This window comes from Pseudomonas sp. NFPP12, assembly GCF_900103205.1.
Classification (GTDB): Bacteria; Pseudomonadota; Gammaproteobacteria; order Pseudomonadales; family Pseudomonadaceae; genus Aquipseudomonas; species Aquipseudomonas protegens.
This window is the reverse complement of sequence record NZ_FMWW01000002.1, coordinates 202,843-224,886: the sequence shown is the minus strand read 5'-3', so window position 1 is coordinate 224,886 and position 22,044 is coordinate 202,843. Positions and strand designations below refer to the sequence as shown.

Genomic DNA, 22,044 nt, shown 5'->3' with positions numbered 1-22,044 from the left:
GCCGCCGTCAAAAGGGCGGCTACCTGGAAACTGACCTGTGCGTAACTCGGGAGTTTTAGATCGATCGGTTATAAGCAGTTGAGTGGGGCCGGACGGTTGGATGTAGTGCTTGGTGCTGGCCAGCGGCCATTGGCGGCGCTGGAAAGTCAGCGCCGCCGCTCTGCTTCAGGCCTTGCCGCGAATCAGGCGACGCAGGGCAAAACGGTTCGGATGGCAGGCTTCGGCCACGCTTCTGGGCAGGGGCAGGGGCTCGTTTTCCAGCCAGGCGGCCAGCAGCTCGCCGGACAGCGGCGCGGTGATCAGCCCACGGGAACCGTGGCCACTGTTGATGTACAGGCCGTCGAGCCAGGGGCAGGGCAGGTCCGGCACCTGGCGCGCATCCTTGCCCAGGGCGGCGTAGGTTTCGGCAAAGGCAAGCGGGTCCGCCAGGGGGCCGACGATGGGCAGGTAGTCCGGGCTGGTGCAGCGAAAGGCCGCGCGGCCTTGCAGGCTGTCCAGGGGCAGTTGCTCGGCACCCAGGCGGTGCAGCAGGTCGCTGGAGATTTCCCGCAGCATCTCCAGGTTGCCGGCATGCTCGGCGCTGGTGGGGGTCAGGTCCTGGCTCTTGAAGTCGAAACTGGCGCCCAGGGTGTGTTCCCCCAGGCGCGCGGGGGCGACGTAGCCTTCGGCGCAGACCACCGTGGCCAGGCTCTGGCTTTGTGCGGTCTGGGGCAGGCGGGTGATCTGCCCGCGAATGCGCTTGAGGGGCAGGTCGGCGCTGGCCGGGAAGCGCTTGATCTCGGCCGCACCGGCGAGGATCACCACCGCGGCGCTGGCCAGCATCCGGTCGCCGTCCCAGGCTTGCCATTGCTCATCGACCCGGCGCAGTTCCAGGACTTCCCGGTGTGCCAGGACCTGGATCCGCGGGTGGCTGGCCTGCCATTGGCACAGGGCCGGCGGATGCACCCAGCCACCTTCGGGGTAGAACAGGCCTCCGTGCTCAAGGCCGATACCGGCCCGGGCCTGGGCTTGGGGTTGGTCCAGCAGGTGCAGCAGGTCGGCGGGAAAGGCCGCGGCCAGTTGGGCCTGGCGCTCGGCTTCCTTGGCGTTGAAGGCCAGTTGCAGCACGCCGCAGCCATCCCAGTCCTGGCCGCGCTGCAGGTGCTCCAGTTGGCGCCGGGTATAGCCGAAGCCGCTGAGGATCATCTGCGACAGAGCGGTGCCGTGGGCCGAGAGCTTGAGGTAGAGCACGCCCTGGGGATTGCCCGAGGCCTCCCGGGCCAGCTCTGCATGACGCTCGAGCAATTGCACCTGCCAGCCGCGGGCGGCCAGGCTGGCGGCGCTGGCACAACCGGCCAGCCCGCCGCCGATCACCAGGGCGGTCTTCTCTCGCAGTGCGGGGCGGGCGAACCAGGGCCTGGCCCTGGCCGGCGCCGGCGCATCCTCCGGCCAGCCGAGGAACTCGCCTCGCAGTACCTCCCATTTGTGGCCGATGCCCGGGGTACGTTTCATCTTGAAGCCGGCACTGTTCAGCAGCCGGCGCACCCAGCCGGTGCTGGTGAAGGTACTGATAGTGGAACCTGGGGCGGCCAGGCGCGCCAGTTCGGCGAAGAGCTCGGCGGTCCACATGTCGGGGTTCTTGGCCGGTGCGAAACCGTCGAGAAACCAGGCATCGACCTGGGCGTCCAGTTGCGGCAGTTGCTCCAGGGCATCGCCGATCAGCAGGGTCAGGGTCACTCGCCCGCCCTCCAGCACGATGCGCTGGAAGCCGCCATGCACTGCCACGTACTGCTCAAGCAGCGGTGCACAGAGGCTCGCCAGTTCCGGCCACAGGGCCAGGGCCCGTTGCAGGTCGGCAGGGCTCAAGGGGTACTTTTCCACACTGACGAAATGCAGCCGGGCACCGGTCGGGGCCTGTTGCTGGAACAACTGCCAGGCGCAGAGAAAGTTCAGCCCGGTGCCGAAGCCGGTTTCACCGATAACGAAGCGTTCGCCATCGGCCAGGGCGGCAAAGCGCTGGCCCAGGCGGTTCTGTTCGATGAACACGTGGCGGGTTTCATCCAGGCCCGATTCGCTGGAGAAGTACACATCGTCGAAGACCCGCGAGCGCGGGCGTCCTTGGTCGTCCCAGTCGAGCTGGGCGTGGGGCAGTTCAGGGATCATGTTCGGCTCATGTTGCGCAAGGCGGCCATTCTAGCCCATCGCGCCGGCGGCGCTTGATCCATGGCAAGGCGCTGCAGGTTCGGGGGATTTGTTTTCCCTGGCCGAGGTCGATCCGCTAGTCTTGGAAAATTCTTGGAAGGGAGCCACCCATGTTCGAATCCGCTGAAATCGGTCACGCCATCGACAAAGAAACCTACGATGCCGAGGTGCCGGCGTTGCGCGAGGCCTTGCTCGAAGCCCAGTTCGAACTGCGCCAGAAGGCGAACTTTCCGGTGATCGTGCTGATCAACGGGATCGAGGGTGCGGGCAAGGGCGAGACGGTCAAGCTGCTCAACGAATGGATGGACCCGCGGCTGATCGAGGTGCGCACCTTCGACCAGCAGACCGACGAGGAACTGTCGCGGCCACCGGCCTGGCGCTACTGGCGGATGCTTCCGGCCAAGGGGCGCATGGGGGTGTTCTTCGGCAACTGGTACAGCCAGATGCTGCAGAGCCGGGTCCATGGCGAGATCAAGGACCCACGCCTGGACCAGGCGATCAACGGCGCCGAGCGCCTGGAGAAGATGCTCTGCGATGAAGGCGCACTGATCTTCAAGTTCTGGTTCCACCTGTCCAAGAAACAGATGAAGGCCCGCCTCAAGGCGTTGCAGGACGACCCGCTGCACAGCTGGCGCATCAGCCCGCTGGACTGGCAGCAGTCAGAAACCTACGACAAGTTCGTCAAGTACGGCGAGCGCGTGCTGCGCCGCACCAGCCGCGACTATGCGCCCTGGCACGTGATCGAGGGCGTCGATCCGCATTACCGCAGCCTTACCGTGGGGCGGATTCTCCTGGAAGGGCTGCAAAGCGCGCTGAACCGCCAGCCCCTGCGAGCCACCCAGGTCAACGCGGCGCCGCTGCCTCCGGCGGTGGATCAGCTCAGCCTGCTGGACAGCCTGGACATGACCCAGCACCTGGACAAGGACGACTACGAAGAACAACTGATTACCGAGCAGGCGCGCCTGGCCGGCCTGCTGCGGGACAAGCGCATGCGCAAGCACGCCCTGGTGGCGGTGTTCGAAGGCAACGACGCGGCGGGCAAGGGCGGGGCCATCCGCCGGGTCGCGGCGGCCCTGGACCCGCGCCAGTACAGCATCGTGCCGATTGCCGCGCCCACGGAAGAGGAGCGCGCCCAGCCCTATCTCTGGCGTTTCTGGCGGCATATCCCGGCCCGGGGCAAGTTCACCATCTTCGATCGTTCCTGGTACGGCCGGGTGCTGGTGGAGCGCATCGAGGGCTTCTGCAGCCCCGCCGACTGGTTGCGGGCCTACAGCGAGATCAACGACTTCGAGGAGCAGTTGGCCGATGCCCGGGTGATCGTCGTCAAGTTCTGGCTGGCCATCGACAAGGACACCCAGCTGGAGCGCTTCCAGGCCCGGGAGGAGATTCCCTTCAAACGTTTCAAGATCACCGAGGACGACTGGCGCAACCGCGACAAGTGGGACGATTACCGCGCTGCCGTCGGCGACATGGTCGACCGCACCAGCACCGAGGTGTCGCCCTGGACTCTGGTGGAGGCCAACGACAAGCGCTGGGCCCGGGTCAAGGTTCTGCGCACCATCAACCGCGCGCTGGAAGCCGCGTTCGAGCGCTCGGACAAGCACGACAAGAAAGACAAGAAAGACAAGAAGTAGGTCGATGGTCGCGCATACGCCCAGTGAATGATTGTCGCGGCGGGACAGGAGGGGGATCTATGCTCGATGCTCTTCCTGCCGCCAACAACAATGAGGTGCGTCATGCGTGAAGTGGTGATCGTCGACAGCGTACGGACTGGCCTGGCCAAGTCCTTTCGGGGCAAGTTCAACCAGACCCGTCCGGATGACATGGCCGCCCACTGCGTCAATGCGCTGCTCGCCCGCAACGGCATCGACCCGGCCAGTGTCGAGGACTGCATCGTCGGCGCCGGTTCCAATGAAGGGGCCCAGGGTTTCAACATAGGGCGCAACGTCGCGGTGCTCTCGGCCCTGGGCACCGGTACCGCGGGGATGACCCTCAACCGCTTCTGTTCCTCGGGCCTGCAAGCGATCGCCATCGCCGCCAACCAGATCGCCTCCGGCTGCAGCGACATCATCGTGGCCGGTGGCGTCGAATCCATCAGCCTGACCATGAAGAGCGTCAACACCGAAAACCTGGTCAATCCGCTGCTCAAGGAGCAGGTACCGGGCATCTACTTCCCCATGGGCCAGACCGCCGAAGTGGTGGCCCGGCGCTACAGTGTCAGCCGCGAAGCCCAGGACCGCTACTCCCTGCAAAGCCAGCAGCGTACCGCCCTGGCCCAGGCCGCCGGCCTTTTCAGCGACGAGATCGTGCCGATGACGGTCAAGTACAAGGTCGAGGACAAGAACACCGGTGAGGTGCAGATCCTTGATGGCGTGGTGGACCGCGACGATTGCAACCGCCCCGACACCACCCTGGAAAATCTCGCGGCGTTGAAGCCGGTGTTTGCCGACGACGGTTCGGTGACGGCGGGCAATTCCTCGCAGCTGTCCGACGGTGCTTCGATGACCCTGGTGATGAGCCTGGAGCGGGCCCTGGCCCTGGGGCTCAAGCCCAAGGCGTTCTTCCGCGGCTTTACCGTGGCCGGCTGCGAGCCGGACGAGATGGGTATCGGCCCGGTGTTCTCGGTGCCCAAGCTGCTCAAGGCCAAGGGCCTGAGCGTGGCTGACATCGATCTTTGGGAGCTCAATGAAGCGTTCGCTTCCCAGTGCCTGTATGCCCGCGACCGCCTGGAGATCGACAACGCCCGTTACAACGTCAATGGCGGCTCGATCTCCATCGGCCACCCGTTCGGCATGACCGGCTCGCGTCAGGTCGGGCATCTGGTGCGCGAGCTGCAGCGGCGCAACCTGCGCTATGGCATCGTCACCATGTGCGTGGGCGGCGGCATGGGGGCCACGGGGTTGTTCGAGGCGGTACGCTAGGTTTCGCTTCGTCGGCAAGCCGGCTCCCGTGGGGCCGGTTTGCGACCTGCACAATCCTGTTTGCGCTTTGTCGCCAACTGTCTCTGTGTCGGCTGCCGGCGCGGGCCTAGTATGTGAGCCTTGCTCGTAAGGCCTTGTGGGGTTCGCATGCACGTCTCGTCCGGTCGCTGGGTCTATGGTCTGTTCCTGGCCTTATTGACCGCGCTGTTGTGGGGCATCCTGCCCATCAAGCTCAAGCAGGTACTGCAAGTGATGGACCCGGTCACCGTGACCTGGTTTCGCCTGACGGTGTCCGGTGGCTGCCTGCTGGCCTACCTGGCGGCGGTGGGGCGCCTGCCGCGCTGGCGGGTGCTGGGGCCCAAGGGTATCTGGCTGGTGCCGATCTCGGTCTGTGGCCTGGTAGGCAATTACGTGCTGTACCTCATGGGCCTCAATCTGTTGAGCCCGGGCACCGCGCAACTGGTGGTGCAGATGGGGCCTATCCTGCTATTGATCGCCAGCCTGTTCGTATTCAAGGAGCGGTTCAGTCTCGGCCAGGGCCTGGGGCTTCTGGTGCTGCTGATCGGCTTTGGGCTGTTCTTCAATCAGCGCCTGAGCGAACTGCTGACTTCCCTGAGCGACTACACCGCGGGGGTCCTGACCATTCTTGCCGCTTCCGCGGTCTGGACCTTCTACGCCCTGGGCCAGAAGCAACTGCTGAGCGTGTGGAATTCCCTGCAGGTAATGATGGTGATCTACCTGTTCTGCGCCTTGTTGCTCACCCCTTGGGCTCACCCGCTGGAGGCGCTGGAATTGAACCCGTTGCAGGGTTGGCTGTTGCTGGCGTGCTGCCTCAATACCCTGATTGCCTATGGCGCCTTTGCCGAGGCTCTGGCCCATTGGGAAGCGTCGCGGGTCAGCGCGACCCTGGCCATTACGCCGCTGGTGACCTTTGTCGCGGTGGCTTGGGCCGCCTGGCTCTGGCCCGAGTATGTGCAGGCCGAGCAGATCAATGGCCTGGGCTATGGCGGGGCGCTGCTGGTGGTGCTGGGGTCGGCGCTGACGGCACTGGGTCCGTCGCTGATGGCGGGGTTGCGAGCGCGGCGGCAGCGGATCGCGGCGGGCTGAGCTTCGCTGGCGAGCCAGCTCCTGCAGTCGGGTTGTGGCATGAGCTGGCTCGCTAGCGAAGGCGACTGCGGTCTTACCCCTGCTTCCCGGCCTCCAGCATGTTTTCCGGGCGGACCCAGGCATCGAACTGTTCATCGGTCAGGTACCCGAGTTCCAGCGCCGCCTCGCGCAAGGTCAGGTTCTCGGCATAGGCCTTCTTGGCGATCTCGGCGGCCTTGTCGTAGCCGATATGGGTATTGAGCGCGGTCACCAGCATCAGCCCGCGCTCCAGGTGCGCGGCCATCTGTTGCGGGTCGGGCTCCAGCCCGGCGATGCAATGGTGCTGGAAGTTGCTGCAGCCATCGGCCAGCAGGCGGATCGATTGCAGCAGGTTGTGGATGATCACCGGCTTGAACACGTTCAGTTGCAGGTGGCCCTGGCTGGCGGCAAAGCCGATGGTCACATCGTTGCCCATGACCTGGCAGGCCAGCATCGACAGGGCTTCGCACTGGGTCGGGTTGACCTTGCCGGGCATGATCGAGCTGCCGGGCTCGTTGGCGGGCAGCTTGACCTCGGCCAGGCCTGCCCGTGGCCCGGAGCCCAGCAGGCGCAGGTCGTTGGCAATTTTCATCAGGCACACGGCGAGGGTCTTCAGGGCGCCGGAAAGGCTGGTCAGTGGTTCATGGCCGGCCAGGGCGGCGAACTTGTTCGACGCCGTGACGAAGGGCAGGCCCGAGAGCGCCGCCAACTCGGCGGCGATGGCCTCGCCGAAACCGTGGGGTGAGTTGAGCCCCGTGCCTACCGCGGTGCCGCCCTGGGCCAGTTCGCAGACGGCCGGCAAAGCGCTGCGGATGGCGCGCTCGGCGTACCCCAGTTGGGCGATGAAGGCCGAGATTTCCTGGCCGAAGGTAATGGGGGTGGCGTCCATCATGTGGGTGCGACCGGTCTTCACCAGCTTCATGTGCCGCGCCGACAGCTCGGCCAGGCCGCCGGAGAGCTCGGTGATCGCTGGCAGCAACTGGAACTGCACGGCCTGGGCCGCCGCAATGTGCATGGCAGTGGGGAAGCAGTCGTTGGAGCTTTGCGAGCGATTGACGTGGTCATTGGGGTGCACCGGCGTCTTGCCGCCCCGAGGGTTGCCCGCGAGCTCGTTGGCCCGTCCAGCCAGCACTTCGTTGACGTTCATGTTGCTTTGGGTACCGCTGCCGGTCTGCCACACCACCAGAGGGAACTGGTCGTCATGCTCGCCCGCGAGCACTTCGTCGGCGGCCTGTTCGATCAGGCGGGCGATATCGGCAGGGATGTCGCCGTTGCGGTCGTTGACCCGCGCCGCGGCTTTCTTGATCAGGGCCAGGGCATGCAGCACCGCCAAGGGCATGCGTTCGTTGCCGATGGCGAAGTTGACCAGCGAACGTTGGGTCTGCGCGCCCCAGTAGGCTTCTTGCGGGACTTCAACCTGGCCCAGGCTGTCGGTTTCGATTCGGTTCATCGTGGCAATCCTCCTAGTCTGACAGGCCAGTTTAGGCCGTGATCCGCGGCTCGGGTTCCATGCCGGGGGTTTTTCCCCGCCATGGCCGAGCAAAATGGGGGGCCGGTCGGCGTGGGGTTGAGGGACGCGGATTAATAGGCGCAGAATGGGCGCCCTTGGGGTTCTACCTCGCCTGCTAGATAAAGGAAACTCGATGACCCGTTTTCGTGCCATCTGTACCGCGGTTGTTCTGGTGTGTGCCAGCGGCCAGGTTCTTGCCGATACCGCCAGCCACAACGCCAGTGCCGAGGCCTTCCTGACCCTGGCCCATGCGGACAAGCTCGGTACCCCGGTGTACATGCAAGTTCAGCAAATGTTCGCCCAGCGCTTCGAGCAGACCAAAGCCCCGGAATCCAAGCGTGCCCTGCTGGAAACCTACCAGGCCAAGGCCAATGCCGCCCTGGACCAGGCCATTGGCTGGAACAAGCTGAAGCCGGACATGGTCAAGCTCTACACCAGCAATTTCAGCGAATCGGAGCTCAAGGAACTGGTGGCTTTCTATCAGTCGCCACTGGGCAAGAAAGTCCTGGAAAAAATGCCCCAGCTGACCCAGCAATCGGCGCAGATGACCCAGGCCAAGCTGGAAAGCGCGGTACCGGTGGTGAACAAGCTGCTGGCCGACATGACCGCCGAGCTCGAGCCCAAGGCTGCCCCGGCGAAGAAGAAGTAAGCGGAGCCCGCAATGACCATGCAACAACGTATCGAAGCGGCGCTCGGGGCATTGCAGCCCGAGCACCTGCAAGTGCTGGATGAAAGCCACATGCACAGCCGTGGCCTGGAAACCCACTTCAAGGCGGTACTGGTCAGCGAACAGTTCGCCGGCCTCAACAGCGTCAAGCGCCATCAGAAGGTCTACGCCACCCTGGGTGAGCTGATGGGCCAGTTCCATGCGTTGGCGCTGCACACTTATACGCCTGAGGAATGGTCGAAGATCGGTGTGGCTCCGGCTTCGCCGACCTGTGCCGGTGGCAGTCAGCATTAACCGCGGTTTTTTTGTTAGAATCCGCAACGCGCCGCTTATGCCGGCGCGTTTTTTTTTGCATCCGGTTCACCCTTTACGAGGGTAGCCACCTGGAGATTACCCATGGCACAACCTATTGTCGTGGCGGCACTGTACAAGTTCGTCACCCTCGAAGATTACGTCAACCTGCGTGAGCCCCTGTTGCAGGCAATGCTCGACAACGGCATCAAGGGCACCTTGCTGATTGCCGAAGAAGGCATCAACGGCACGGTTTCCGGCAGCCGCGAAGGCATCGACGGGCTGCTGGCCTGGCTGAAGAACGACCCGCGCATGGTGGATATCGATCACAAGGAATCCTACTGCGACGAGCAGCCGTTCTACCGCACCAAGGTCAAGCTCAAGAAAGAGATCGTTACCCTGGGCGTGCCCGGCGTCGATCCCAACAAGAAGGTCGGGACCTACGTCGAGCCTCAGGACTGGAACGCCCTGATCAGCGATCCGGAAGTGCTGCTGATCGATACCCGCAACGACTATGAAGTGTCCATTGGCACCTTCGAAGGCGCCATCGACCCCAAGACCACCAGCTTCCGCGAGTTCCCGGACTACATCAAAGCCCACTTCGACCCGAGCAAGCACAAGAAGGTGGCGATGTTCTGCACCGGCGGCATCCGTTGCGAGAAGGCCTCGAGCTACATGCTCAGCGAAGGCTTCGACGAGGTGTTCCACCTCAAGGGCGGGATCCTCAAGTACCTCGAAGAGGTACCGCAGCAAGAGAGCAAATGGCAGGGCGACTGCTTCGTGTTCGATAACCGGGTCACCGTGCGCCACGACCTGAGCGAAGGCGACTACGATCAATGTCATGCCTGCCGTACTCCAGTGAGCGTCGAGGATCGTGCATCCGAGCACTATGTGCCTGGTATCAGCTGCCCGCACTGCTGGGACAAGCTGAGCGAGAAGACCCGCCGCAGCGCCATCGACCGGCAGAAGCAGATCGAATTGGCCAAGGCTCGCAACATGCCGCACCCGATTGGTTACAACTACAAGCAATCTTCTTCCGAGGCTTGAGCCATGTCTGCCCGCCTGCTCTATGTGATGGACCCGATGTGTTCATGGTGCTGGGGCTTTGCGCCCGTGGCCCAGGCCCTGGCGGAGCAGGCCCGGGCCGCCGGGGTCGAGGTGCACCTGGTGGTGGGGGGCTTGCGTACCGGTAGCGGTGCGGCCCTGGAACCCAATACCCGGCGCTACATCCTCGAGCACTGGCAGGCGGTGCACCAGGCCACCGGCCAACCGTTCGGCTTCGAGGGCGCCTTGCCCGATGGCTTTGTCTATGACACCGAACCGGCCTGTCGCGCCATCGTCACCGCACGTGGCCTGGCGGCGGACTGCGCCTGGACCCTGCTGGGGCTGATCCAGCAGGCGTTCTATGTCGAAGGCCGGGATGTCACCCTGGCCAGTGTGCTGGTGGAGCTGGCGGAGCGGGCAGGGGTGCCGCGCATCGAATTCGCCGAGGCCTTCGACCGAGCCGAGCAGCATGTGGCTACCGCGGCGGATTTCACCTGGGTCCAGGACCTGGGAATCGCCGGCTTTCCTACCTTGCTGGCCGAGCGTAATGGCCAGTTGGCATTGCTGACCAACGGCTATCAGCCGCTGAGCGAGCTGTCCCCTCTGTTGGGGCGCTGGTTGGAGCGCGCCGCCTGTGCCTGAACCGGTGGATTCAAGCGTCAGCGGTAAGCCGATCGATCGCCTGAGCTGGGCGCATATCCGTCGCCTGGCTCTTGAGCACAAGAAATCTCTGTGGATCGCCAACGGCGTCGCTGTGCTGGCGACCCTGTGCAGTGTGCCGATCCCGCTGCTGCTGCCCTTGCTGGTGGATGAGGTGCTGTTGGGGCACGGCGATGCCGCTTTGCAGGTGATGAACCGCTTCCTGCCCCAGGGATGGCAGAGTGCCGCTGGCTATATCGGCCTGATGCTCATGGTGACGCTGATCCTGCGCTGCTCGGCGCTGGTGTTCAACGTGATTCAGGCGCGGCTGTTTGCCGGGCTGGCCAAGGACATCGTCTACCGCATCCGCGTGCGACTGATCGAGCGGCTCAAGCGCATTTCCCTGGGGGAATACGAAAGCCTGGGGGGCGGTACGGTCACCACTCACCTGGTCACCGACCTGGACACTGTGGACAAGTTCGTCGGTGAGACCCTCAGCCGCTTCCTGGTGGCCATGCTGACCCTGGTGGGCACAGCGGGCATCCTGATGTGGATGCACTGGAAACTGGCCTTGCTGATCCTGCTGTTCAACCCGCTGGTGATCTTCGCCACGGTGCAGTTGGGCAAGCGGGTCAAGCACCTGAAAAAGCTGGAAAACGACAGCACCTCGCGCTTTACCCAGGCCCTGACCGAGACCCTGGAGGCTATCCAGGAAATTCGCGCGAGCAATCGCCAGGGCTACTTTCTCGGGCGCCTGGGGCGGCGTGCCGAGGAGGTGCGGGACTACGCTGTGGCCTCGCAATGGAAAAGCGATGCCTCGGGCCGCGCCAGCGGGCTGCTATTCCAGTTCGGCATCGATATCTTCCGCGCGGCGGCGATGCTGACCGTGTTGTTCTCCGACCTGTCCATCGGCCAGATGCTGGCGGTATTCAGTTACCTGTGGTTCATGATCGGGCCGGTGGAACAGTTGCTGAACCTGCAATACGCCTACTACGCCGCGGGCGGCGCACTGACCCGGATCAACGAGCTGCTGGCGCGGGCCGACGAACCGCAGTACGGCCCGGGTGCGGACCCGTTCGTGGGGCGCGAGACCGTCGGCATCGAGGTCCGCGGCTTGAGCTTCGGCTACGGTGACGAGCGGGTGCTGGACAATATGGACCTGTCCATCGCTCCCGGTGAAAAGGTAGCCATTGTCGGTGCCAGCGGTGGCGGCAAGAGCACCCTGGTGCAGTTGCTGCTGGGGCTCTACACACCGCAGACCGGGGTGATCCGCTTTGGTGGTTCGACCCAGCAGGAAATTGGCCTGGAGACGGTGCGGGAGAACGTGGCGGTGGTGTTGCAGCATCCCGCGCTGTTCAACGACACCATCCGCGCCAACCTGGCCATGGGGCGCGAGCGCAGTGACGAAGCCTGCTGGCAGGCCCTGGAAATTGCCCAGTTGGACGCTACCGTCAGGGCCTTGCCGCAGGGGCTGGACAGCGTGGTGGGGCGTTCCGGCGTGCGTTTGTCCGGGGGCCAGCGCCAGCGCCTGGCGATTGCGCGGATGGTTCTGGCCGAGCCCAAGGTGGTGATCCTCGATGAGGCCACTTCCGCCCTGGATGCCGCCACCGAGTACAACCTGCATCAGGCCTTGACGCGTTTTCTGCGTGGGCGGACTACGCTGATCATTGCCCATCGCTTGTCAGCGGTAAAACAGGCGGACCGGGTTTTGGTGTTCGATGGCGGGCAGATTGCCGAAGATGGCGACCATCAGCAGCTGATTGCCGATGGCGGCCTTTACGCCAAGCTGTACGGGCATTTGCAGCAGGTTCGATAGCCTTGAGTTTTATCCGTCTTTCTGTGCTTAGTGCTTGAATTTCCTGGTGGAACAACCGTTTCAGCTTTAGTGCGGCGGCCCGTTTCCCCAGCCGGTCTGCGCCAGCGGCAGCCTGCCCTGCGCCGGTTCTGTGGAAATTGGCCTAACCTGTGCTGTCTGAGGCGCAACTACTGGGTGTTCATTTGGCTGTGCGCAAGCAAGGACCCTCATGAAGCAAAAGCGGACTTTCACAACGCCGCGCTTGTTGGGCATCGTCTGGCCCTTCATCGCCGTGGTGTTATTTCAAGCGCTGTTGGGCGGCCTCAGCCTGTACGTACTGTCGGCGGTACGGGGCTATGTGGCAGGTGAAAGCCTCTGGTCCAAGGGCCAGAAAGATGCCATCTACTACCTCAATCTGTATGCCGACAGCCGCGACGAAGGCACTTTCCTCAAGTACCAGAACGCAATTGCCGTGCCCCAGGGCGGGCATGAGTTGCGGGTTGCCCTGGATCACCAGCCACCGGATCTGGAGGCCGCACGCCTGGGCATCCTCAAGGGCGGCAATCACCCGGACGATGTCTCCAGCCTGATCTGGCTGTACCTCAACTTCCGTCATTTCAGCTACCTGGAAAAGGCCATCGATCTGTGGACCGTGGGGGACGGATACCTGTTGCAACTGGACACCGTGGCCCGGGAGATGCACCAGAGGATCGGCAGCAACAGCGCCAGCGAAGGCGACGTGCAGCGCTGGAAGAGTCAGATTTTCGCCATCAATGACGGCGTCACTCCCGCTGCCAAGGCCTTCAGCGATGCCTTGGGCGAGGGTTCGCGGGTGATCTTGCGGCTGTTGCTGGTGACCAACCTGGCAACCGCGCTGGTGCTGATTGCCCTGGCCCTGCTGCGCACGCACAAACTGCTGGCCCAGCGCCATGCCTTTGCCGACGCGCTGCAACTGGAAAAGGAGCGGGCGCAGATCACCCTGCAGTCCATCGGCGACGGGGTGATCACCACCGACGTCGAAGGTGCTATCGCCTACATGAACCCGGCGGCAGAGGACCTGACTCGCTGGAAGGCCGAGCAGGCAGTGGGGTTGCCCCTGGCAGCCTTGTTCAACCTGCTGGATGAAAATGCCCAGGCTGACGGTTTTACCCTCATCGAGCACATCCTCAGCGGTCAGCTCAGCGGCGGCAGCGAGCATTCCAAACTGATCCAGCGTCTGGACGGCAGCACGGTCTCGGTGACCCTGGTGGGGGCGCCGATCCGCAATGCCGGCAAGGTCAGCGGCACGGTGCTGGTGCTGCACGACATGACCCAGGAACGGCAATACATCGCCAACCTCTCCTGGCAGGCGACCCATGACGCCCTGACCGGCCTGGCCAATCGCCGGGAGTTCGAGTTCCGCCTGGAGCAGGCCCTGCACAGCCTGATTCGCCAGCCGGCACGGCATGCGCTGATGTTCCTCGATCTGGATCAGTTCAAGCTGGTCAATGACACCTGTGGCCATGCTGCCGGGGACGAGCTGCTGCGGCATATCTGCGCGCTGCTGCAATCGGGCCTGCGCGAAGGCGACACCCTGGCACGGCTGGGTGGGGACGAGTTCGGCATCCTCCTGGAAAATTGCTCGCCAGAGGCCGCGGAGAAGATTGCCGAGGGGCTGCGCCAGACCGTGCAGAATCTGCATTTCGTCTGGAAAGGCCGGCCCTTCGTGACCACCGTGAGTATCGGCCTGGTGCACATCGCCCAGACCCCGACCACCCTCGAAGCCTCGCTGAGAGCGGCGGACATGGCCTGCTACATGGCCAAGGAAAAGGGACGTAACCGGGTGCAGGTCTACCATGCCGACGATTCCGAGCTGTCGCTGCGCTTTGGCGAGATGGCCTGGGTCCAGCGTCTGCACATGGCGCTGGAGGAAAACCGCTTCTGCCTCTATTCGCAGGAGATCACCGCCCTGGGGCATGTCGAGCGTGGCGGCGGGCATGTGGAGATTCTGTTGCGCCTGCATGACGAGGCGGGCCGGATGATTCTGCCGGACAGCTTCATTCCGGCGGCGGAGCGCTACGGCCTGATGACCTCTCTGGACCGTTGGGTGGTACAGAACGTATTCAAGATCATTGCCCAATGCATTGCCGAAGGCCGTGAAGGGCCAATGGCAATGTGCGCCATCAACCTGTCGGGTATCACCATCGGTGATGATGCGTTTCTCGACTTCTTGCGCGAGCAGTTTGTCGTCTATGGCGTACCGCCAAAGTTGATCTGTTTTGAAATTACTGAAACCAGTGCGATTGCCAATTTGGGCAGTGCCATTCGTTTCATAAATGAACTCAAGGGCTTAGGCTGCCATTTTTCCCTGGATGATTTTTGTGCGGGAATGTCGTCGTTCGCTTATCTCAAACATTTGCCTGTAGACTTCCTCAAGATCGATGGAAGTTTCGTAAAGGATATGCTGGACGACCCGATTAACCGCGCCATGGTCGAAGTGATCAACCACATCGGGCATGTCATGGGTAAGCGCACGATTGCCGAGTTTGTTGAAACACCGCAGATCGAGCAGGCATTGCTTGAGATCGGCGTGGATTATGCTCAAGGCTACATTATTGAACGCCCGCAATTGTTCACCTGTGACAGCCTGCAGTGTCGACCCGTGAGACCACAGCCACTGTTGTTCAAGGCGCCCGGTACGTTCCGTTGAAACCTCTTTTGGATCCGTACATCACAATCAAAAGGAGCCCGACAGTGATCGACACATTCAGCCGAACCGGCCCGCTCATGGAAGCTGCCAGTTACCCCGCCTGGACCCAGCAATTGATCCAGGACTGCAGCGAGAGCAAGCGCCGCGTCGTGGAGCATGAGCTGTACCAGCGCATGCGCGATAACAAACTCAGTGCCAAAGTCATGCGTCAGTATCTGATTGGCGGCTGGCCGGTGGTTGAACAGTTCGCCCTGTACATGGCGCAAAACCTGACCAAGACCCGTTTTGCCCGCCATCCCGGCGAAGACATGGCGCGTCGTTGGCTAATGCGCAATATCCGGGTCGAGCTCAATCATGCCGATTACTGGGTGCACTGGAGCCGGGCCCATGGCGTGACCCTGGAAGACCTGCAGGCCCAGCAAGTACCGCCAGAGCTGCATGCCTTGAGCCATTGGTGCTGGCATACCAGTTCTGCCGATTCCCTGATCGTGGCCATTGCCGCCACCAACTACGCCATTGAAGGGGCCACGGGCGAGTGGTCGGCGCTGGTGTGTTCCAACGGCATCTATGCCGCGGCGTTCCCGGAAGAGGATCGCAAACGTGCCATGAAGTGGCTGAAGATGCATGCCCAGTACGACGACGCCCATCCCTGGGAAGCGCTGGAAATCATCGTCACCCTGGCAGGGCTGAACCCGAGCAAGGCCCTGCAGGTCGAGCTGCGTCAGGCCATCTGCAAGAGCTATGACTATATGTACCTGTTCCTGGAACGCTGCATGCAGCAGGAAAAGACTGCGGTGACCCGCGAGCGCCTGGCACTGGCCGAAGGCTGAGTCAGGGAATGTCGGGCGCTTCGATTGCCGCGCACGCTGGACGTGTGGGGTGATGAAGTTGCCCGTGCATCAATGGGGCAGGGCGCTACCTTGTGCTCAGCCCGCCATTGCCAGGCGGTTGCGCCCTTCGCGCTTGGCCACGTACAGCGCGCTGTCGGCGCGTCGCAACAGGCTTTCTGCGGATTCTCCCGGTAGCAGAGTCGAACACCCCAGGCTTACGGTAAGTTCGATCGGCTGACCATCGGCCCGGTAGTCCTGGGCCTGGGCGGCATGGCGCAGACGCTCGCCCACCATCGCCGCGGCTTCGCGCCCGGTGTTGGACAGCAGGATCAAGAACTCTTCCCCGCCAAAGCGAAACACCATGTCGACATTGCGCAATTGCCCCTTGATTGCCGCGGCAACGGCCTTGAGCACTTGATCGCCGGCGCTGTGGCCGTGGTTGTCGTTGATGCGCTTGAAATGATCGATGTCCAGCATCAGCAGCGACAGTGGAAGCAGGTGACGACGGGCCATTTCGATTTCCCGTTGCAGGGTCTGGTCCATGGCGATGCGATTGCCGGTATCAGTCAGCGGATCCCGCAGGGCACTGCGAGTGGCGGCGCGATACAGCAGGGCATTGCGCATCGGGTACAGCAGGGTCGAGAGCAGCGATTCCAGGGAGCCCTGTTCTGATTCGCTGAAGCGCTGGTTGCGGCGAAAGACCAGCTCGCCCATCGGTTCGCCTTCGTGGCTCAGGCTGTAGCTGATGGAGTGATGGCCGCGCTGGCCGAACTCCAGGCGCAGGTCGCTCGGAGTGTGCTGGTACTGCAGGGCATCCAGGGGGACCAGGCGCTGAACCTCACGAAAGAACAGGCCCAGGATGCGTTGCGGTTCAAGGCTGGTCTGCAGCTGCAGGCCCAGTTGCTGGCGCAACTGGGCGAGGCTGATGGGCTGCTTGATCAGTGGCGACTGCTGGCCAAAGCCCAGGCGTTGCAATTTGGCGCTATCGAAGTCAATTGCGTTGGTCTGGGTCGGTGTTTTCATCTGAGCTTGAGCCCCCTGAGCACTGTGTACGGTCTAACTGCCTGGGTGAGAGCGGCTCAGAGCTGCGCGTCATACTGTTCCATCAGTCCCGTAGGACAACGCGCATATTTTAGGCCGTCTCGCCTGTGGCTATAAAGCCCTCAGCGCAAGCCGTTTTCCACAGCGTCAATGCACTGTGTATTGAGTGTCGTTAGAGCGAAACTCGTGCCATTCGGTTCATATTGGGAAAACTTGTTTGGATTCAGTAGCTTGGGTTTCGGCGTAAAAAGGCTGTCGTCAAAAATGACATTTGTTTGGCTTGAAACCTACGCGGGGTAGGCATTGCCGAGGCGTCGCGACGGTATTCCGTCGCGACGAACGGGAGGGGGTATTACTGCGCGTCGAAGGCTTGACCGTTGATCCCGGTGCTGTCCGGCCCCATCAGGTACAGATAGACCGGCATGATTTCTTCCGGGGTCGGATTGTTGCTGGGGTTTTCTCCCGGGTAGGCCTGGGCCCGCATGCTGGTGCGGGTGGCGCCTGGGTTGATGCTGTTGGCACGCACCGGAGCCACGGTGTCCAGCTCGTCGGCCAGGGTCTGCATCAAGCCTTCGGTGGCGAACTTCGACACGCCGTAGGCGCCCCAGTAAGCCCGGCCCTTGCGGCCAACGCTGCTGGAGGTGAAGACCACCGATGCATCCTGGGACAGCTTGAGCAGGGGCAGCAGGGTGCTGGTAAGCATGAACATGGCGTTGACGTTGACCTGCATCACACGCATGAAATTCTCCCCGGAGAGCTGCTCCAGAGGCGTGCGCGGGCCGATGATCGAGGCGTTGTGCAACAGGCCGTCGAGGTGGCCGAACTCGGTTTCGATCATGGCCGCCAGTTCGTCGTACTGGTGCGGCAGGGCGGTTTCCAGGTTGAACGGGATTACCGCCGGCTGCGGATGGCCGGCCGCCTCGATGGCGTCGTAGACCTCGGTCAGGTTGGCTTCGGTCTTGCCCAGCAGCAGCACGGTGGCGCCATGAGCGGCAAAGGTCTTGGCGGCGGCGGCGCCGATGCCACGACCGGCGCCGGTGACCAGAATGATCCGGTCCTTGAGCAGTTCTGGGCGAGCGGAATAATCAAACATAAAAGGCCTCAACAGAAATTGGATCGTCCCCGGCGCTTAGCCGGGCATGCCGCTGCTCAGCAGCTGCACAGCGCGTTGTCCAGAACCTGGCGCAGTTCCAGCGGGTGACTGACCACCACGTCGGCGCCCCAGTGCCGTGGGTTGTCGTCCGGATGGATATAGCCATAGGTCACCGCAGCGGTCCTGGTGCCCGCATCGCGGCCGGATTCGATATCGCGCAGGTCATCGCCGACAAACAGCACGCTGGACGGGGCCAGGTCGAGCATCTTGCACGCCAGGATCAGCGGTTCGGGGTCGGGCTTGCTGTTCTTCACGTGGTCAGGGCAGATCAGCAGTGCCGAGCGCTCGGCCAGCCCCAGTTGCTGCATGATCGGCTCGGCGAAGCGCAGCGGCTTGTTGGTGACCACGCCCCAGACCAGGTGGGCCTTTTCGATATCTGCCAGCAGCTCGGCCATGCCGTCGAAGAGCTTGCTGTGCACGGCGCAATGCTTGAGGTAGCGCTCGAGAAACTCCAGGCGCAGTTCCTCGAAGCCCGGGGACTCGGGGTCCATGGAGAAGGTCACCGCCACCATGGCGCGGGCGCCGCCGGAGATCTCGTCGCGAATGTGCTGGTCGGCGATGGGCGGCAGGCCGCGATCACGGCGCATGCCCTGGCACACCGCGATGAAGTCCGGAGCGGTATCGAGCAGGGTGCCATCCATGTCGAAGAGAACGGCTCTGATAGCCATGTCTTACTCCTCTCGCAGGGTCTGGATCATGTAGTTGACGTCCACGTCCGGGGCCAGCTTGTAGTGCTTGGTCAGCGGGTTGTAGGTCAGGCCGATGATGTCCTTGACGGTCAGGCCGGCAGAGCGGCTCCAGGCACCGAGCTCGGATGGGCGGATGAACTTCTTGAAGTCGTGGGTGCCGCGCGGCAGCAGCTTCATGATGTATTCAGCGCCGATAATGGCGAACAGGTAGGCCTTGGGGTTGCGGTTGATGGTGGAGAAGAACACCTGGCCACCGGGCTTGACCATGCGGAAGCAGGCGCGAATCACCGACGAAGGGTCCGGCACGTGCTCGAGCATTTCCAGGCAGGTGACCACGTCGAATTGCTCGGGCATTTCCTCGGCCAGGGCCTCGGCAGTGATCTGCCGGTACTCGACGTTGACGCCGGATTCCAACTGGTGCAATTGCGCCACGGCCAGCGGGGCCTCGCCCATGTCGATGCCGGTCACGGTAGCGCCGCGCTGGGCCATGGCTTCGCTGAGGATGCCGCCGCCGCAACCGACGTCGAGGACTTTCTTGCCCGCCAGGCCGACCCGTTCGTCGATCCAGTTTACCCGCAGGGGGTTGATGTCGTGCAGGGGCTTGAACTCGCTTTCACGGTCCCACCAGCGATGGGCCAGGGCTTCGAATTTGGCGATTTCAGCGTGGTCGACGTTGCTCATGGGTAGTGCTCCAAAGCTAGAAAATTCTCTGTCGGGCCTCGAGCCTGTGCTCAAGGCCCGGGTTATGGGTGGTGGCCGCTGATGCGCCGGGCCCAGTCGCGGGCGGTAGCGCCCAGCTGATGCTCGTCCAGGCGGGTCAGGCGTCGGTCATCCAGCAGTTGCTTGCCGGCGACCCATACATGTTTCACGCAGTCTCGGCCGGTGGCGTAGATCAGTTGCGACACCGGGTCGTAGATCGGCTGCTGGGCCAGACCGGACAGGTCGAAGGCTGTCAGGTCTGCGGCCTTGCCGATCTCCAGGGAGCCCATTTGGCTTTCCAGGCCCATGGCCCTGGCGCCGTTGAGGGTAGCCATGCGCAGTGCGCGATGGGCATCCAGGGCGGTAGCCGACCCGGCCACGGCCTTGGCCAGCAGCGCGGCGGTACGGGTTTCCCCCAGCAGGTCCAGGTCGTTGTTGCTGGCGGCGCCATCGGTGCCTACCGCCACGTTGACTCCGGCCTGCCACAGGCGTTCTACAGGGCAGAAGCCGCTGGCCAGTTTCAGGTTGGATTCCGGGCAGTGAATGACGCTGGTGTTGGTTTCTACCAGTAAAGCCAGGTCGTCATCGCTGATTTGGGTCATATGAACGGCCTGGAAGCGTGGTCCCAGCAGGCCCAGGCGAGCCAGGCGCGCCAGTGGTCGCTCACCGTGCTGTTCCACGGATTGCTGCACCTCGTGGGCGGTCTCATGCACATGCATGTGGATCGCAGCGTCGAGTTCTTCGGCAATGATCCGGATTTTTTCCAGGTTCTTGTCGCCAACGGTGTAGGGTGCATGAGGGCCGAAGGTGATGTTGATCCGCGGATGGTGCTTGAGATCGCCGAACAGCTCTACGCCCTGGCGGATGGCTTCGTCGGCATCCTGGGCACCGGGAATCGGGAAGTCGAGAATGGGGATGGCGACCTGTGCTCGCATGCCGCTGTTGTGCACCCGCTCACTGGCAACCTTCGGGAAGAAGTACATATCCGAGAAACAGGTGATGCCACCCTTGATCTGCTCGGCGATGGCCAGGTCGGTGCCGTCGCGGACGAAGGCTTCATCCACCCACTTGGCTTCGGCTGGCCAGATGTGCTTTTCCAGCCAGGTCATCAGCGGCAGGTCATCGGCCAGGCCACGAAACAGGGTCATGGCGGCGTGCCCGTGGGCGTTGATCAGGCCCGGGGTGAGCAGAGTGTCGGGCAGTTCGCGGATTTCCGTGGCGCGATACTTCAAGGCCTCGGTGCGTGGGCCGATGAACACGATGTGCCCGTCACGAATGCCCAGGCCGTGTTCCCTGAGGACGACGCCGGCCGGCTCCACCGGCACCAGCCAGGTCGGGAGCAGCAGCAGGTCGAGCGCAATGTCGCGGTTCGGCATCGAATATCGGTCCAGGGCTTTATATAAAAGGATGGCGAAGTATACCCGAGCGTCCTGGCAGGGGGATCGCTATAATCGGCGGCTTTTGTTCATGAGTGCGGGGTGAGGGATGCGCGATCGTCTGTTGGCTGCGGAGAAAGTCAGGGCCATTGAATGGCGGGATAGCACTCTGTACCTGCTCGATCAGCGGGCCTTGCCTTTCGAGGAGTCCTGGATTGCCTATGACAGCGCCGCTGGAGTGGCCGAGGCGATTCGCTCGATGGTGGTCTGTGGGGCGCCGGCCATTGGCATCAGTGCTGCCTACGGCCTGGTTCTGGCGGCGCGAGGACGATCTGTCGCAGGTGGCGACTGGTTTACGGCGCTGGAACAGGATTTCACCTTGCTGGCGGATGCCGCTCCTGCGGCGGTGAATCTGTCCTGGGCGCTCAATCGCATGCGCGAGCGCCTGGAGCGGGTCAGGGAACATGCTGATCCGTTGGCAGCGCTGGAAGCTGAAGCCCTGGCCATTCATGAGAGCGATCGCGAAGCCAACCTGACCATGGCTCAGTTGGGTGTGGACCTGATCCGGCGGCATCAGGGCAACCCCCAGGCCCTGTTGACTCACAGCAATACCGGCGCCCTGGCCACCGGTGGTTTTGGCACGGCCCTGGGGGTGATTCGCGCGGCCTGGCTGGAAGGTATGGTGGAGCGGGTCTACGCCGATGAAACCCGGCCCTGGTTGCAGGGTTCGCGCCTGACGGCCTGGGAGCTGGCCAGCGAAGGCATTCCGGTAACGGTAAATGTCGATGCAGCCGCCGCGCACATCATGAAGACCAAGGGCGTGACCTGGGTCGTGGTGGGGGCGGACCGCATCACTGCCAATGGCGATGTAGCGAACCAGATTGGCACTTACCAGCTGGCGGTCAATGCCATGCACCACGGTGTTCGCTTCATGGTGGTGGCGCCCAGTTCGAGCATCGACATGAGCCTTGCCAGCGGTGATGACATTCCCTTGGCAGAGCGGGCGGGCGAGGAGTTGCTGGAGATCGCGGGCAAGCGCATGGGGGAGGGAGTAGAAGGCTTCAATCCGCTGTTCGATGTCACGCCAGCGGACCTGATCGATGCCATCGTCACCGAGAAGGGCGTTGTCGAGCGGCCGGACACGGCCAAGATGGCTCAATTGATGTGCCGCAAGCGCTTGCACTGACGAGTGTCCGGGCAAGTCGTCAGTGCCGGCTTCCCGGGAAAGCTGTCAGCTCAGAAAAAAGCGCTTAATTATGTGCGAATTTGGCCTCTGAGCCCCTCTCGTCTCTTATCAGGCTGTCACCGGTCAACTAACTATGCTCCATGCGCGTCAGGGGGATAGGTGCGTGGCGGCGATTGTGATAACATCCGGCGGTTTCCAAGGTGGTCCG

Annotated in this window: 18 protein-coding genes; 11 read left to right on the top strand and 7 right to left on the bottom strand. The window is 63.1% G+C overall.

Annotated elements, in window-relative coordinates:
- Window positions 1–165 precede the first annotated feature (165 nt).
- Window positions 166–2,142, bottom strand: coding sequence for a bifunctional tRNA (5-methylaminomethyl-2-thiouridine)(34)-methyltransferase MnmC2/FAD-dependent 5-carboxymethylaminomethyl-2-thiouridine(34) oxidoreductase MnmC1 (gene mnmC, locus BLS75_RS08540; RefSeq protein WP_072450651.1), 1,977 nt, complete (start codon window positions 2,140–2,142; stop codon window positions 166–168).
- A gap of 149 nt (window positions 2,143–2,291) precedes the next feature.
- Here mnmC and pap point away from each other — a divergent pair, with 149 nt between their 5' ends.
- From pap to BLS75_RS08525, 3 genes are all read left to right on the top strand, one after another.
- Window positions 2,292–3,815: a polyphosphate:AMP phosphotransferase gene (gene pap / locus BLS75_RS08535; RefSeq protein WP_072450650.1), complete on the top strand. Its 1,524-nt coding sequence runs from the start codon at window positions 2,292–2,294 to the stop codon at window positions 3,813–3,815.
- Between the two features lie 102 nt (window positions 3,816–3,917).
- A complete protein-coding gene (locus tag BLS75_RS08530; RefSeq protein WP_072450649.1) occupies window positions 3,918–5,102 on the top strand; it encodes a thiolase family protein in 1,185 nt (394 codons plus the stop codon).
- A gap of 147 nt (window positions 5,103–5,249) precedes the next feature.
- Window positions 5,250–6,209 (top strand): DMT family transporter, encoded by a 960-nt coding sequence (locus BLS75_RS08525; protein WP_019093385.1) that lies wholly within the window; start codon window positions 5,250–5,252, stop codon window positions 6,207–6,209.
- Between the two features lie 73 nt (window positions 6,210–6,282).
- On the opposite strand, the gene BLS75_RS08520 is transcribed toward BLS75_RS08525, so the two are convergent.
- Entirely contained in the window at window positions 6,283–7,677 is a 1,395-nt protein-coding gene (locus BLS75_RS08520) for a class II fumarate hydratase (protein ID WP_011062598.1), read from the bottom strand.
- 193 nt (window positions 7,678–7,870) lie between these two features.
- Here BLS75_RS08520 and BLS75_RS08515 point away from each other — a divergent pair, with 193 nt between their 5' ends.
- From BLS75_RS08515 to BLS75_RS08485, 7 genes are all read left to right on the top strand, one after another.
- Window positions 7,871–8,386, top strand: a complete 516-nt coding sequence (locus BLS75_RS08515; protein WP_015636579.1) for a DUF2059 domain-containing protein — start codon at window positions 7,871–7,873, stop codon at window positions 8,384–8,386.
- A 12-nt stretch (window positions 8,387–8,398) separates the two neighbouring features.
- Window positions 8,399–8,698: a BolA family protein gene (locus BLS75_RS08510; protein ID WP_011062596.1), complete on the top strand. Its 300-nt coding sequence runs from the start codon at window positions 8,399–8,401 to the stop codon at window positions 8,696–8,698.
- Between the two features lie 102 nt (window positions 8,699–8,800).
- Complete coding sequence (locus BLS75_RS08505) at window positions 8,801–9,742, top strand: oxygen-dependent tRNA uridine(34) hydroxylase TrhO (protein WP_011062595.1); 942 nt, start codon at window positions 8,801–8,803, stop codon at window positions 9,740–9,742.
- Between the two features lie 36 nt (window positions 9,743–9,778).
- Complete coding sequence (locus tag BLS75_RS08500; RefSeq protein ID WP_169892285.1) at window positions 9,779–10,381, top strand: DsbA family protein; 603 nt, start codon at window positions 9,779–9,781, stop codon at window positions 10,379–10,381.
- A 31-nt stretch (window positions 10,382–10,412) separates the two neighbouring features.
- Window positions 10,413–12,194, top strand: coding sequence for an ABC transporter ATP-binding protein (locus BLS75_RS08495; protein ID WP_169892275.1), 1,782 nt, complete (start codon window positions 10,413–10,415; stop codon window positions 12,192–12,194).
- Between the two features lie 208 nt (window positions 12,195–12,402).
- A complete protein-coding gene (locus BLS75_RS08490) occupies window positions 12,403–14,862 on the top strand; it encodes an EAL domain-containing protein (RefSeq protein ID WP_041119425.1) in 2,460 nt (819 codons plus the stop codon).
- Window positions 14,863–14,906: 44 nt separating this feature from the next.
- Entirely contained in the window at window positions 14,907–15,692 is a 786-nt protein-coding gene (locus tag BLS75_RS08485) for an iron-containing redox enzyme family protein (protein ID WP_015636578.1), read from the top strand.
- A gap of 96 nt (window positions 15,693–15,788) precedes the next feature.
- Here the strand turns inward: BLS75_RS08485 and BLS75_RS08480 are convergent, their stop codons facing one another.
- The 5 genes from BLS75_RS08480 to BLS75_RS08460 form a co-directional block, all read right to left on the bottom strand.
- Window positions 15,789–16,715 carry a GGDEF domain-containing protein gene (locus BLS75_RS08480; protein ID WP_011062590.1) on the bottom strand — a complete coding sequence of 309 codons (927 nt, stop codon included), beginning with the start codon at window positions 16,713–16,715 and terminating at the stop codon, window positions 15,789–15,791.
- 370 nt (window positions 16,716–17,085) lie between these two features.
- Window positions 17,086–17,826: a YciK family oxidoreductase gene (locus BLS75_RS08475; protein ID WP_072450648.1), complete on the bottom strand. Its 741-nt coding sequence runs from the start codon at window positions 17,824–17,826 to the stop codon at window positions 17,086–17,088.
- Between the two features lie 56 nt (window positions 17,827–17,882).
- Entirely contained in the window at window positions 17,883–18,554 is a 672-nt protein-coding gene (mupP, locus tag BLS75_RS08470) for an N-acetylmuramic acid 6-phosphate phosphatase MupP (protein ID WP_011062589.1), read from the bottom strand.
- A 3-nt stretch (window positions 18,555–18,557) separates the two neighbouring features.
- Complete coding sequence (gene ubiG, locus BLS75_RS08465; RefSeq protein ID WP_011062588.1) at window positions 18,558–19,256, bottom strand: bifunctional 2-polyprenyl-6-hydroxyphenol methylase/3-demethylubiquinol 3-O-methyltransferase UbiG; 699 nt, start codon at window positions 19,254–19,256, stop codon at window positions 18,558–18,560.
- Between the two features lie 62 nt (window positions 19,257–19,318).
- Window positions 19,319–20,650, bottom strand: a complete 1,332-nt coding sequence (locus tag BLS75_RS08460; RefSeq protein WP_072450647.1) for a TRZ/ATZ family hydrolase — start codon at window positions 20,648–20,650, stop codon at window positions 19,319–19,321.
- Window positions 20,651–20,759: 109 nt separating this feature from the next.
- On the opposite strand from BLS75_RS08460, the gene mtnA reads away from it, so the two are divergent.
- A complete protein-coding gene (mtnA, locus tag BLS75_RS08455; protein ID WP_072450646.1) occupies window positions 20,760–21,836 on the top strand; it encodes an S-methyl-5-thioribose-1-phosphate isomerase in 1,077 nt (358 codons plus the stop codon).
- Window positions 21,837–22,044 lie beyond the last annotated feature (208 nt).